Annotated in this window: 13 protein-coding genes; 8 read left to right on the forward strand and 5 right to left on the reverse strand. The window is 39.4% G+C overall.

Going from position 1 to position 14,416, the window contains the following annotated elements; all coding sequences use genetic code 11:
- Positions 1-715: 715 nt before the first annotated feature.
- Positions 716-1,012: a DUF4090 family protein gene (locus L8106_RS26035; protein ID WP_009787521.1), complete on the forward strand. Its 297-nt coding sequence runs from the start codon at positions 716-718 to the stop codon at positions 1,010-1,012.
- A gap of 58 nt (positions 1,013-1,070) precedes the next feature.
- On the opposite strand, the gene L8106_RS26040 is transcribed toward L8106_RS26035, so the two are convergent.
- Together L8106_RS26040 and L8106_RS32650 are read right to left on the reverse strand one after the other, a co-directional pair.
- Positions 1,071-1,508, reverse strand: coding sequence for an ArsC/Spx/MgsR family protein (locus tag L8106_RS26040; RefSeq protein ID WP_009787522.1), 438 nt, complete (start codon positions 1,506-1,508; stop codon positions 1,071-1,073).
- A 190-nt stretch (positions 1,509-1,698) separates the two neighbouring features.
- Complete coding sequence (locus L8106_RS32650; RefSeq protein WP_156803833.1) at positions 1,699-1,836, reverse strand: hypothetical protein; 138 nt, start codon at positions 1,834-1,836, stop codon at positions 1,699-1,701.
- A 370-nt stretch (positions 1,837-2,206) separates the two neighbouring features.
- Here L8106_RS32650 and L8106_RS26045 point away from each other — a divergent pair, with 370 nt between their 5' ends.
- From L8106_RS26045 to L8106_RS26075, 7 genes are all read left to right on the forward strand, one after another.
- On the forward strand, positions 2,207-3,508 hold the full coding sequence (locus L8106_RS26045; RefSeq protein WP_232228577.1) for an AAA-like domain-containing protein: 1,302 nt from the start codon (positions 2,207-2,209) through the stop codon (positions 3,506-3,508).
- Between the two features lie 83 nt (positions 3,509-3,591).
- Complete coding sequence (locus L8106_RS26050) at positions 3,592-5,181, forward strand: S8 family serine peptidase (RefSeq protein ID WP_009787524.1); 1,590 nt, start codon at positions 3,592-3,594, stop codon at positions 5,179-5,181.
- A 184-nt stretch (positions 5,182-5,365) separates the two neighbouring features.
- The gene (locus L8106_RS26055; RefSeq protein ID WP_009787525.1) at positions 5,366-6,772 is read left to right on the forward strand and encodes a hypothetical protein; all 1,407 of its coding nucleotides are present in this window, start codon (positions 5,366-5,368) and stop codon (positions 6,770-6,772) included.
- Positions 6,773-6,872: 100 nt separating this feature from the next.
- Entirely contained in the window at positions 6,873-8,258 is a 1,386-nt protein-coding gene (locus L8106_RS26060) for a DUF1822 family protein (protein WP_009787526.1), read from the forward strand.
- A 126-nt stretch (positions 8,259-8,384) separates the two neighbouring features.
- Positions 8,385-9,383, forward strand: coding sequence for a pentapeptide repeat-containing protein (locus tag L8106_RS26065; RefSeq protein ID WP_009787527.1), 999 nt, complete (start codon positions 8,385-8,387; stop codon positions 9,381-9,383).
- A 39-nt stretch (positions 9,384-9,422) separates the two neighbouring features.
- Positions 9,423-9,719, forward strand: a complete 297-nt coding sequence (locus L8106_RS26070; RefSeq protein ID WP_009787528.1) for a hypothetical protein — start codon at positions 9,423-9,425, stop codon at positions 9,717-9,719.
- A 113-nt stretch (positions 9,720-9,832) separates the two neighbouring features.
- Positions 9,833-11,071: a permease gene (locus tag L8106_RS26075; RefSeq protein WP_039897301.1), complete on the forward strand. Its 1,239-nt coding sequence runs from the start codon at positions 9,833-9,835 to the stop codon at positions 11,069-11,071.
- Positions 11,072-11,290: 219 nt separating this feature from the next.
- On the opposite strand, the gene L8106_RS26080 is transcribed toward L8106_RS26075, so the two are convergent.
- From L8106_RS26080 to L8106_RS26090, 3 genes are all read right to left on the reverse strand, one after another.
- A complete protein-coding gene (locus L8106_RS26080; RefSeq protein ID WP_009787530.1) occupies positions 11,291-11,506 on the reverse strand; it encodes a hypothetical protein in 216 nt (71 codons plus the stop codon).
- Positions 11,507-11,638: 132 nt separating this feature from the next.
- A complete protein-coding gene (locus tag L8106_RS26085; RefSeq protein WP_009787531.1) occupies positions 11,639-12,934 on the reverse strand; it encodes an MlaD family protein in 1,296 nt (431 codons plus the stop codon).
- 194 nt (positions 12,935-13,128) lie between these two features.
- Positions 13,129-13,920 carry an ABC transporter ATP-binding protein gene (locus L8106_RS26090; RefSeq protein WP_009787532.1) on the reverse strand — a complete coding sequence of 264 codons (792 nt, stop codon included), beginning with the start codon at positions 13,918-13,920 and terminating at the stop codon, positions 13,129-13,131.
- Between the last annotated feature and the right edge of the window lie 496 nt (positions 13,921-14,416).

A 14,416-nucleotide genomic window follows, 5' to 3' on the forward strand; every position in this document is an offset into this window, starting at 1 on the left:
TACAAAAGAGACCCGATCAGCTTACAAAATTGAGTAAACTTATCTTTAAATACCCTAATTTAAACAAAAAACGGTATAAAATTTATCAAAAACCATTCTTAATCAACTAATTTTGACCCCAAGAATCACGACACCTTAAATGAACAATTTCTAACTCTGCTCCCGTTGACTCAGCTTGACTTTAGATACTCTCAATGATTTTGTCTCGTGTATTTTTAGCATCCAAAGGGGTTATTCCACTGGTATCACCAACCATCCAATCTTGATTAGCGAACTTATACTTAAATCGACAAATAATATCATTCACTACACTAATTTGGGGAGATTGAGCATTTGCAGGTTAGCTCGGAAACAGACTGATACCGATTGCAGCCTGTGCGACTAAACTCAATCACTGTTTCATCGTTTTCTCAAGGATAAACTCTCTCTTGTGCTGTTCAATTATTACTTTAAGAGAAGATTATGAGAACAGACTAAACCTGAAATAAACTGAGATTTCTTTCAGAATTTTGAATTGGAGTTTAAAAAAAATCTAGACAAGTATAGGTCTATACGGACAATCAACCGACTCAACTGCTACCCTATGAGTAACTTAGCAATACCGAGCATAATATTACACTCGGCTCGCCCCTGGGGGTGGGCTTTTAATTATTCGGGTTATGACTTCAGAGCAACGGATCTGATAGAATAATTGTGGTAAAATTCGGATTCAAACATGACATCAGACGCTCAAAGTACCCAAGGTGCAGATGCAGTAGATCGAGCGATCGCCCAGGGAATTGATTTAGATGGAACTCCTATTCCTCAAGACAAATTGAATCTCTACAATCAAGTCATGGGGTTAGAAGCTGGACGTCAGCGGAGTGGAGTATCGAATACAATGCGATCGCGGATTGTGCGAATCGGTGCAAAACACATCTCTGAAGAAAAACTCAATCAAATGCTGACTGAAGCGGGGTTTGAAGGGCTAAAACCCAAAGAAATAGCATTTTATTATGCAGCGAAGTCTTAATCTGAATTCTCAAAATTTAGGGCGCAAACTAAACGCGCCCCTAGAAATTGTACTCAATTCAAGTTGAATGAGTGGCTGTTTTACAAGGAGTTTCCGCGTGGGAACGAGGACAAGTTTCTAAGTCTTCGGAAATAGGAGTTGTGGAATTTAAACCAATCCAACTTTCGATCACATCAGGATCAAAGCCGACTCGATAAATTTCTTCCACTAAAATTAAAGGACGACGAATCAACAAAGGATCAGCTATCATTAAATTTAAGGCGGTTTCTTCATTGAGTTGACTGGGATCAACTTCGCCAGATTTAATCCGAGGTGCGCTGCTATTAAACCAGTCTGTTACGGGTAAATCACCGAAGAAAGGACGTAGTTTTTGGGGTGTCCAAGATTCAGTTAAGAGGTTACGAGCATCCAAGTTGTGACCGGCTGACTGTAGTAAGGCTTTTTGCTTCGTGTTATTTTTACATCCGGGTTTTTCATAGAAAATAACATTAGCCATAATTCATACTCCTGGCATTTATCTGTAATGTACAATTTGTTCTTTCCCCGCACTATCAAATTCGATACAAATTTAGCTTTATGTTAACTTTGACGCTTAAATTAACTAACTTTATGGATTGACAAAATTGATATTTTGTGCATAAATCTCACTCCTAGATGAATAAAAACAGCTTATTCAAGCAAACTTATCAGTAGAGTTGAAAACTCGGGATGATCGCATCGACAGAAAGACTAACTTTATGTATTGGCGAAGCAGTCTTGAGCTTGCCATATTGGTACTGTGACTGGTTTTGTTGAGGTGAACTGGCTGATGTTGAAATATTCACGCTGCCAGTTCCATTTCTAAAATATCCTCAGCTTGCCAACCCAACATCACTGCTTGATCAGATTTAACAGAACCTTCAGCACCCTACATCCAGCTTTCTTCAAGGTATTTGTTAATACTCTATAAATGCTTTATTTTTAGTGAAATGACTCAATCACCTTCTTAATCAAGTTTAATCGAGAAATGTTACAGCAATGATCACCTAAAAAGTGAAAACTATTCTCAGATCATAAGATACAAAAACTAAAATCCATATGAGATGCGACTATACTGGATTGAGAGGCACATTATAGAGCGAACAATCGGTAATGGGTGTTAAAAAACTTGTAGAGCTGACCGATACTCTAGTGAGCGTTCGGACAGGAAACCCTTTGAGCTATATTCATAAAATGATCCTGGCTGAATCGTTGCAGGATACTAGGAAGACTTATGACCAAATCGCCCTTGAAAATGGCTACTCTCCAAGTTACCTCAAAAATGGAGCCGCTCCGAAGTTATGGAATCTCCTCTCAGATCTCCTGGGTGAAAAAGTCAGCAAAATCAACTGTCGTTCTCTCCTCGAAAAAAAATTAATTCATGCAGTTGCTTTTCTGGACAAAAACTTCAATAAAATCTCGGATCGAGTCAGTCTAGAATTCCCGGAAGGACAAGTCCCGCTCGCCTCTGAATTTTATATTGAGCGATCGCCAATAGAGTCTATTTGTTATCAAGAAATTCAAAAACCTCGCTCCCTGATTCGCATCAAAGCACCGCGAAAAATGGGTAAAACCTCGCTGATGGTGAGAGTGCTGGCTTTTGCAGAAAACCAGGGATTTAAAACCATAAAAATTAGCCTTAACCGTGCAGAAAGCAAAGTTTTATCCTCAACCGAAAAATTTCTTCGCTGGTTGTGCGCCAATACCGCCCGACAACTCGGATTAGATCCCCAACTCGATGAATATTGGGATGAAGATCAGGGGGCTTTAGTCAGTTGTACCCTCTATTTTCAGGGGTATTTACTTAAACAAATTGACCGTCCTATTCTATTGGCTCTTGATGAAGTCAATCAGCTTTTTGAATATCCATCTCTGGTGCGAGATATCCTGGTTCTGTTGCGATCTTGGCATGAAGAAACCCGAGACATTAGTGAGTGGCTAAAACTTCGCTTAATTTTGGTCAACTCAACGGAAGTTTATATTCCGCTCGATATTAACAAATCCCCCTTTAATATTGGTTACTCGGTTGAGTTACCCCCTTTTACCTCTGAACAAGTCTTTGATTTAGCACAACGTCATGGACTGTATCTTTCTGCTTCGGAGTTATCGCAATTAATGAACCTAGTCGGGGGATTTCCTTATCTGGTGAGATTAGCTCTTTATCAAAGTGTATCTCAACAAATTGATCTAAAACAACTCCTCAAAACTGCAACCCGTGATAGCGGAATTTATAGCCATCACCTCCACAATCAAGCTTGGTATTTCCAACAATATCCCGAGTTAGCAATCTCCTTTAAAAAAATTCTAATGTCTCAAACGCCTATCTCCCTTAATCAAGTCGAAGCCTTTAAACTCAAGAGTATCGGGCTAATTCATCTAGAGGATAATCAAGCAAGAATAAGCTGTGAACTCTATCGCCAATATTTTCAATCGAGATGGGAACCTGCACTTCCGACGCACTCTAGAAGTTTTCACTGAGGAGATAGAAAGATTGCATAAGTTAGCTGGACTCAGAGATAGGTTGAGGTAGATTTAGACGCCTTTTTCAAACTCTGATCTCTATGTTGGACACACAACCAGACTTTGCAGGATTGCATCTCCCGGAGATATTGGGTGTAGAAACCCTCGATAGTACCCCATGGACTGGATATTCTGATCCCTTCGCTCCCACCGTTCCAGACTTATCTGTTCTAGAACCGACGATTATTGCTGAGACTTCTGATTATAACCCAGACAATAACTCAAATCTTCTCGCAACCGATCCCCTGACTGGAGATAGCCTCACCAATACCTTTTTGCTTCCAGTCGTTGATGATACTCTCGCTACAGCTCAAGATTTAGGCCCAATAGAAGGGACTCAAACGATTAATGATTCTGTCGGAATCGATGATTTAAACGACTATTATCGCATTCAGCTTAATAGTGCTAGCAATCTCAATTTATCCCTAGATGGTTTAACAGCAGATGCCGATTTAGAATTGATCGCCGATAACAACGGTGATGGTTTTGCTGACTACAGTGAAGTGATTGATTATTCCTATCAATGGGGAACCTTTTCTGACAATATTTCAGCAGACTTACCTGCGGGAACCTACTTTGTGAACGTTGAACAATACAGTGGGGAGACACCCTACACTCTAACGGTTTCAACAACTCAGACCTCTTTGGTTAATCCTGTTTCTGATTTTGATCCGATTGAGGGGTACGGTTTAATTAATGCTTCTGCTGCGGTTAGTCGTGCTATTGGTTCTCCGGTTCCCTTTGCGGATGTTCCCGATACTTATCATCCCAACTGGGGACTCAATACAATTCATATTCCCGAAGTTTGGAGTCAGGGTTTTACAGGCGAAGGCGTGGTTGTCGCGGTACTCGATACCGGAGTTGACTACACTCACCCCGATCTCGATGGTAGAATTTGGCAAAATATTGATGAAATTCCGGGTAATGGCATTGATGACGATGGAAACGGTTATCGAGACGATGTGAGGGGTTGGGATTTTATTTATAACGATGCTGATCCGATGGATTATTATGGTCACGGAACCCATGTTGCCGGAATTGTCGCCGCAGAAGCGAATGAATTTGGGGTGACTGGAGTGGCTCCCAACGCTCAAATTATGCCTGTGCAAGTGATTACTGATTATCTTGGCGATGTCGATAGTCTTGCTTCCGGGATTTACTATGCCGTTAATAATGGTGCAGATGTTATTAATATGAGTCTGGGTTTTGATAGTTATAGTAGCTTCTACTATGACCTGACTCTGCTCCAAGAAGCTGTTCAGTTTGCGACGGAGAATGGAGTGGTGGTGGTATCATCGGCTGGAAATAACTATGGGTTTTCACCGACCTATCCGGCTCAGTACGCCACAGACTGGGGAATTGCTGTCGGCGCTTCTAACTCTTATGACTGGGTGGCCGATTTCTCCAATGATGCTGGGTTTACGCCCTTAGATTATGTGGTTGCGCCTGGTGTTAGTATTTATTCCACGACACCCAACAACAATTATGAGTATTTCGAGGGAACGTCGATGGCGGCGCCTCATGTGGCGGGTGTTGCGGCGTTGATGTTGAGTGCGAACCCCAATTTAACGGTTGCGGAAGTTGAGCAAATTTTGACAGAAACCGCCAATCACTCTGTTTTGATTGCGTGAATCTGATCAGCTTGTTAAACTCAGACGCAGAGTGCATAGGCTCAGAACCTCCAGAAATAAGTATTTGTGAAGGGGAAAACCACCCCGAGTTCAAGACTCACAAATCTCTCTAGAAGGTGAAATAATGAATTAAATCCTCAAAGTCTGTTCTCGTTCACTATCGCCAACTCAAACTTAAATCTCAATGGGTACTGCGTCAAAATACTGGAAATTGGTTAAACTCACAAGTTCAGGACAGCGGAAAATCTCTGAAATTCCGTCAGCTCAGGCATTTTTTCAGTTAGCACTAACCGAGTGGGCGACTCGTACAGAAGTCTCAGATGTAGCCATTCAGCAAAAATTGACTCAATGGTATCGAGAACCAAAAACGCTTCCTGATCCTCATTTAAGTTCAACTGATGCTCAACTGTGTCTTTTGTGTTTTATTTCTTGGGAAATTGAACAAACCTGCTTATACTTAGAAGCTAAATTTGGGACAGAACATGGTTTTAGTCGTCAAGATTTATTTCCTTTAGTTCTGGATGAATCGGGAGAAATCAACCCGAAAAATAACTCTTATCAGTCTTTAGCTAGACAAATTCTAGAGAGTTTTGACCCCGAAAAAAGCAGTTTAGCCACCTGGACAAATCGCCGAGTTAGATACCATCCTGAACTGAACGCATTTCTGCTCGAACGGGGAATTTATATGGTGAGTAATTGGGCAATTTTGAATGATACTCGACCTAAACAACTAGAGCGAATTTTAACTGAAGTTTATCAACTCACTCCTCTAGAAGTTCAACGCAGTAGCCAAATTTTATTCAGTTATCACAATGTCTATCGCAGTCAACGACTTCAGCAACGGAGTAGCGGATTTAAAAGGCGATGTCAACCTCCAACTCCTGAACAATATGAACAAATGGCTGATATTTTAAAAACTCAATTTGATCTCTCAATTCCGACTAAGATGATTGCTCAAAATCTCCAAGAAATTGCTAATCAATTAAGAGATTATCGGATTTATAGTCGAGGCGGACAGTTTCCCACTCAATCTTTAGATGCTTCTTCCTCAGAAGGCTTAGAACAATTAACGGCTCCTGAACCCACAGAAGACAACCATAATACTCAAACAGAGTTTTTAGAGCAGTACCGTCAGCATTTTATGTCTTGTTTAGATCGGAGTTTGTTAGAGGTTGTAGAGCAACGGTTGAGTCAATTAAAACGTCGCAATCAGGAAAAGTCAGAACAGTTTTTAAAAGCATTAAGTCTATTTCATTGTCGGGAAGAATCAATGGGAGAAATTGCTAAAAAACTCGGACTGAAAGCACAATATCAAGTGACTCGTTTGTTAAACTTAAAGGAATTTAGAGCAGATGTCCGACAAAAACTATTGATTCAATTGCGTGATCGTATTCTTGATTTTGCTAAAAGTTATACTGATGTTCACCGTCTGCAAACTCTCGATCACGAACTAGATGAAGCTCTTAATGAAGAAATTGATAAGTTGATTCAAGAAGCCGAATCAGAATCTCACAACTCTCAAGAAAGTTCAACTAAAAGTTTATTTTCTCAACGACTTTGTGAGCAGATAGATTGTCAGTTTAACTGTTAAACAAATTTATCTTTAATCTCTATGCTATCTAAATGTACTACAATAGAATCTTGCATCAAACCTGACTCATCCTTAACTAAAATAATTAGGAGAAATCATAATGAATAACTCATCCTTACTTACGGAAATGTCACTGGGCTTTGAATCTTTCTCAACTTCATCGATTGCTTTATTGGATGAACAGATTAATCAAGCAATAGAACTCAGTTATCCCCTTCAGGATGAATCTCGAAAATGGTATACTTATTTAAACGCTTTAGCTTTATTTGGTTTTGAAAGCTGGTTAGAAGAACGAGGCGATGATTTCATCGTGAACCGAGAAAACTGCTCGATTTTTCATCCAGAAGTGGCGAATACGATTGAAGCGGTTTGTAATTTATATGTTAATCAATTTAAAGTTTGTCTTGTTACGGTTGGGAGTTTATCTGATGAAATCGTTAGCATTCCTCAAGCTGTATTAGACTTACCAGAATATGCGGCTCAATTGTATGTTTTAGTGGAAGTTCAAGAAGAACTTGAAACCGTTGTTGTCTCTAGTTTTATTTCCTATCAAAACCTGATTGCTGCAAAAACTAATGCAAATTTAGAACCGGATTTAGATTGGACTTATCAAGTTCCTATACAATGGTTTGAATCCGAAATAGATCAGTTAATTCTATATTTTCGTTGTTTAGAAACCACAGCAATTTCTTTACCTGAAATTCCCGCTCGTCAAACTTTACTCTCTACTAAACAAGCACAACTACAGACGATTTTACCTCAACTTTCGACTCAAAACTCACAGTCAACTCCCCAACTGTGGAATCTATTAAACTGGGAACAAGGAATAGCAATACTCACAAATCCTGAACTGTTACGATGGGTTTATCAGGTGCAAAATAAAACTGATTTAGAACCTGAAATAAGCCAATCAGAGTTGATTAAAACTCAAACAAATTACCTCGGTGATCTTCTCACACTTTTAAGCAAACCCGCCATTAATTTAGGGCGTTGGTTACAAGATGAACTTGACACTTTAGCAACAGAATTTTCCTGGGTTTTGATTCCAGAATTCTCAACAGCGACAGGGATGAGAAGTTTGAGATGGGCTTCAGAGGAATTTGAAGCAATTGTAGGAGAACTGAACAAAAAAGGAGAAGAAATTCCGACTCAAGCCAAAGGAGGTTATCGAGATTTACAACTAGCAGAAACCACTTTACGTTTGTATGCTTTAACTTGGGAATTAGAGTCAGATACCGTTCGAGAATGGAAACTTTTACTGATTTTGGGAACGCCTTCTCAGACGAGTTTACCCCATCAAATTCAGTTAAGAGTGAGTGATGCGACTAGCATTTTAGTTGAAAAAGGATTAAATCCCGATGATGATTATTCTTATATTTTTACTGCGGTTATTGGAAGCTTAGATGAAAAATTTATTGTTACCGTGAGTCTCGGTTCTGAAATTCAAGAAACTTTACCTCCTTTTGGGTTTAACCCCGAACAATAAAGCCAGCAGACAACCAGAAAGTGTTCAATTCATTTTGAATTTTACCTCTAGGTGTTGTTACATGAGAGATGAAAGATTTTAGATCGTATGATTAGGGTTTTTTAGATTCTACTACAGGTGTGCATCATGAATATTTGTTTTTCTGAAACTAATCCTCCGCCTTCATTCAACCCAAAACCACAGAACTCAGAAAATAAAACGCTCAAACTTCTAGATCCAATTTCTCGACTTTTAAACACAAAAATTGGTAAAAATAGTAATCTTTCAAAAGCAAACTTACAACAAGCAGATCTCTCTGAAGTCAATTTATCTGGAGCTGATTTAGAAGAAGCAAACCTTCAAGAAGCAAATCTTGTTAACGCGAATTTAAGAAATGCTAATTTAAAAAAAGCAAACCTCCAAAATGCTAACTTAACTGGAAGTGATTTGCGGGGTGCTGATTTAAGTTTTGCGATACTCAAAGGCAGTAATTTAACTCGGGCAAATTTAGAAAATGCGGATTTTAAATCAGCCGATTTGGGGTGTTTTTCTTCTCAACAGACTCTACTCAATCACGCCAATCTAAAAAATGCTAACTTTGCTCAAGCCAATTTACAAGGAATTTCTCTACAAGCCGCTAATCTCACGGGAGCGAATCTCAAAGAAGTCAATTTGAATCCAGATTTATATGAAGATAAGACTTCAAAAGTAACAATTGTAAGTGATTTAACGGGTGCAAATTTAAGTAATGCAAATCTCAGAAAAGCCCAACTTAACTATGCGATTCTAGACAGTACAAACTGTGAAAACACAAACTTTAAACAAGCTCAACTTCAGCACGCTATTTTCCGCAAAGCTAATTTAATGAATACTGACTTAAGTGAAGTGAATCTAAATTTTGCTGATTTTACACAGGCAAATATTCGAGGTGCAAATTTGAGAATGAGTAACCTAGAAAGAGGCTGTTTAGTAGACGCAAAATTAATCAATGCTAAGTTAGAATTTGCTCGTTTAATTAATATTGATATGAGTGGAGCCAACTTTAAAGGCGCTAGTTGGAGTCGTGCTGAATTGTCTAATAATATCATGGAAAATGTTACCTTACCAGACGGAACACCATATCATCAATTAACGGATAAAGAATAGAAAATGAACGAAAATATAATCCTTTTTGTTTGAATCTTTTTGGCTAGATTTTCTTTAATTACATTTTTAACTCTGCTCGTTTATGAACAAGAGAGCGTAAGCTTTGCGCCCCTAAAGTTCACCCCCTCTGATTCAATAGAAATTGCTTTAAGTTTAGCCACAGATTCTCTTTCTATTACCCAAATTAAACGAGTTATTTTTATTCATCAAGGTTCTCTATTTTTAGTTCTTTTTGCTGCTTTAATCGATCAACAAAGAACCCCTCTGATTGAACATCATACCCTTTCTATTGTTCCCGCTATTCAAGTTTTAGAATTAAATATTATACCGTTATAAAAATAAGGTAAACTCTAAACAATATCTATCTTTTGGCTTACCTCGATAGCAAGATGTATTCAATCAAGCATTCATTTAAACTAGCTTCAACAACTAGAATTGAAGTTCAATTGATGGATAATAGTGGATTTTTAACTAGCTACAGCGACGCAGTTTTAACTTCTCTAAGCTTTTTCTGGAAGGCATTATGGGCATTTATTCTCGGTTATATTATTAGTAGTGCAATCCAAGTATTTGTTACCCGTGAACGCATGAAGCAGACGATGGGAGAAGCGGGAAAAAAGAGTATTGCTCTAGGTACATTTTTTGGGTTTATTTCCAGTTCTTGTAGTTTTGCAGCACTGGCTACAACGAAATCTTTATTTAAAAAAGGAGCGGGGTTTGTGCCTTCTCTGGCTTTTTTACTGGCTTCTACAAACTTAGTGATTGAACTCGGATTTATTATTGCAATTTTCTTGGGTTGGCAGTTTGTCGTCGGGGAATATTTAGGCGGAATTATCTTAATTCTATTAATGTGGCAAGTTGTTCGTTTCACCCGTCCGAAAAAGTTAATTAAAAAAGCCAGAAGAAGACTCAACGAACAAGAGGGACATGAAGACGAAAATAAAGAAGTTCCTGACTGGAAAGAAAAAATTCAAACCCAAAAAGCCTGGATACAGGTTGCCCATAAATATTTTATGGAATGGGGAATGGTCTGGAAAGATGTCACCTTTGGGTTTACCATTGCTGGAATTATTTCGGCATTTGTTCCTCCTGCTTTTTTTCAGACTTTATTTATCGGTTCGGGTCAAAACACTTCTCCGGGTTTTTTAGCGATTTTAGAACAGACTATTATCGGCCCTGTGGCGGCTTTCTTCACATTTATTGGTTCAATGGGAAATATTCCCCTTGCTTCGATTCTTTATAGTAATGGGGTGAGTTTTGCGGGGGTGATGGCGTTTATTTTTAGTGATTTGGTGGTGTTTCCGGTGATTCGGATTAATGCTAAATATTATGGTTGGAAACTTGCTCTCTATATTATTGGTGTATTTTTGGCGGCTTTGGTGGGAACATCTCTGATGTTGCATTATGGCTTTTCTATCTTGAATTTACTTCCAGAAACAGGCGGTCAAAGTGCTGCTGAAAGTGAGCGTTTTGCGATTGATTATACCTTCTGGCTGAATCTGGTTTTTCTGGGACTTACAGGGGTTCTGGCTTGGTTAAATTATAATCAACGTCAAGAAAGTCAGGGTCAACATCACGGTCATAGTCACGGTAGCAAAAAAGGAATCATTGAAAATATTTTGTTTTATCTAGCGATTGCAAGTATTATTTGGCTGGTGGGGGGTTTAATCGTTTCGTTAATTGTTTGATTTTTGAGTTGAAAACTTGGATGAAATATTGTATAATATTTAAACTTAGATTATTATTTTGGTATCGCTCAATGCTAGCTTAAACTTACAGCTTAAATTGACAAAAGTATCGAGTATGAAGTGGCACCCTGCCGGATTTTTACATCAGATTAAGCAACTCTAAAAATACAGAGCTGCTTGGAGAAAGTCGAGTGTAACAGACAGAAAATTGAGTATAGTTTAATCCAGTTTAGAACCCTCTTCGATCACTTTTACCCGTCCTCGTGCCACAGAACGTAACAGTCTATCAATGGAACGTCTTTCTTCTTCGTTGAGAGACTCATCAAGCAAAGCCGCCATCAGTCCATAACGATCAGCTTGGGTTAGACAGTGGTGATCGGTGACAGAAGCGATGATTTCATTAATTGCGCCAGGGAGGAGATTGAGTTGATACATAAGAAATATAGACTCGACTTTTTAATTGTCTCATTCTTTTGTAATTACAGGGGTGATACCCTTCAGGGAATTCTTGTGAACTCAACCCCGAAGGCTTGGTGATCTTGATCACTAAGTTGGGTCAGTGAAGCTTTATTGAGGGGAAAGTTGCTTTTCATCGATCTTTGATAAGTTTTGTTCGAGGGCGATCGCTTCTGAGTATTCGAGAATTTCCGAGAGAGGGGCTAGAGTTTTTGCAACTTTAGTTTGTTGTTCTAACTGATCAGTATAGGCGAGAATATTCCCTAACCCATTAATAATTTCTCGCAAATTTTCACGAACTTTTGGATCACCAATAAGATCATCAACATCAGAAGTTAATTTTTCAACATTTTGGAGGGTTGTTCGAGCGGAGTCTAGGGTTTGTTGGAGTAAAATCAAAGTTTCTGGATCATTAACCGCTTTGGATAAATCCAATAAGTTTCCGGAAGCTTCTGCTGCATTTGCTGATAAGACTTCCAAGTTATTTAATAACGGTCCTTGTTGAATTTGATTGAGGATTGGGTTGAGACTAGCCACGGTAGAACTCAGTTCTCCTGTAATAGATTCGATATTATTGAGCGTTGTCGATAAACTCGAACGGTTACTCGCAATTAAAATCTGAACTTCATTACTAATGGTACTTACTTCATTCGCCGCCCGTTGTACAGAATTAGCCGATTCAATAGTGGCGCGAGTCACTTCATTGGTCGAGTTTTGTAAGGTCGCCGAAATCGAACTTAATTCAGTTGAAAACGATCCAATTCCCTGATCCACTGAATTACTAACACTTCCCAATTCTGTGCGCGCAATTTCAACTAACTCCGTCATTTTGGTGCTGACTTTGGAGACTTCATCCGCCGCTAATGCGGTGCGAGCTGCGGCTTGATTTATATTTTGAAACAGTTCAGGATTGGTATAAAGTTCACTAAATTCGACGAGGGAAGCCATCAATCGTTCCAAGCTAACTCCACTTTCTCCCGAGAGAACCGTGTCATCACAAATTACAGTTTCTGGACAGTCTGAACTGAGAGGATTAACCTCTTTCATTTCTTCCAACAGAGGTGATTTTGGAATAATATCAACAAAATTATCACTCAATAATCCACTTTGGATAGAGCGAATCATCACATCGCGAGGAATAACTAAATCTGAGGAGTCAATCTCTAATTGAACTTCAACTAAATTAGAAGTGGGTTTAATATCAGTGACTCGACCGACTTTTACACCCCGATAACGTACAGGAGTTCCCGGCTGCATTCCAGACGCATCAGGAAACTCGACCCGTAGTTGATAGCCACTCTGATCAAGCCGTAAACCTTGCACCCAAAAAGCCACCACTCCAAATAAACTTAAGCCTAATAAAGTTAACAATCCAACTGAACCTTCTCGAAATGCTCGCGATCGCATGATACTTTCCTTTTTAATATAATGGCTTTCAAACTGTCTTCAGACTGGAATGTGATCTCTATCCGTCCTTTGATTTTAGCTATTTTGGGACAAACTTGGAGTTTAAGAACAATGTTCGTTGTTTTCCATCATTGTTTTAGAATATTTTGACAGTACAAGCCGTGCAAATTGTTACATAAATACTGAATAAATCCTTAATTTAAAATCTGAATCGGCCCGTCTACACTCCCACTAAAAAACTGTCGGACGATAGCATTATCTGTACTGTAGGTTTGCTCCACATCACCCGACCATTGAATTTTACCTTTGTACAGAAAAATCACTTCATCTGCTGTCCGTCGAATCGTGCTATCTTGGTGAGTCACCATCACATAAGTTTTGCATCCTCCTCCATTATTTTGGAGGTCACGAATTAAATCTTCAATCACCGTCGATGCAATCGGATCTAAACCTGCGGTGGGTTCGTCATAGAGAATAATTTCGGGATTATGAGCAGGATTTTCAGGATTCGGTAAAATCGCCCGAGCAAAACTCACCCGTTTTCGCATTCCCCCCGAAAGTTCAGCCGGAAAGCGATCGCCAATTCCGGGTAATCCGACCATTTCCAACTTTTCATCCACTAACTTTTGAATCGTGCGAGCCGGCAATTTGCTATGCTGATAGAGTGAAAATCCGACATTTTCCCTAACGTTCAGGGAGTCAAATAAAGCGGCATTTTGAAACACCATCCCAATCCCAATCGGATCACGAATATCATCAACCCAGCCTTTGCGTTTTAGACCGTTAATATAAACCTCACCCGCGTCGGGAATCAGGAGTCCGGCAAGAATTCGCAGGATCGTGGATTTACCCGTTCCCGAAGGGCCGATAATCGCCATTGCTTGTCCTTTATGAATGTTCAAGTCAATGCTATCGAGAATGAGATTATTTCCAAAGGACTTGCTAATCCCTCGTAGCTCAACTAAAGTTTCAAGATCATGGGGCATAGAATATTCTGCACAAAAAACCACAGAATCATTTTGATGATCTATTGTACAGAGTGATCAGAATACGCAATGCGTCTAGGACTACCAAATAGTGATGGGGAGGTTGGGAGGTTGGGAGGTTGGGAGGTTGGGAGGTTGGGAGGTTGGGAGGTTGGGAGGTTGGGAGGTTGGGAGATGGGGAGGTTGCCTTTTGCCTTCTGATTGTTCTGTTGTCAGGGTCAAGGAGAATTAGAGTTGTATGAGAAGATAGATTCAGCATTGGGGGTGCTAATACCACGCACGGGAGGGGACTGACGCGATCAAACAACTTCAGCCTTCCGTAATCTTGATTTAATCTGTTGTTCTAACCTTGTTGATACCTCAGAGGTTTTCATCCATGTCAAATGGTTCATTGAAACATAACCTACGCAAGTTAGCAAAATCTCGACATTTTCTCAGTTGGTCGAATCGATCTCCGCGTCGTGTGCGACAGTGGTTTAAATGGTTAGCCCCCGGA

The organism is Lyngbya sp. PCC 8106 (assembly GCF_000169095.1).
Taxonomy (GTDB): domain Bacteria; phylum Cyanobacteriota; class Cyanobacteriia; order Cyanobacteriales; family Microcoleaceae; genus Capilliphycus.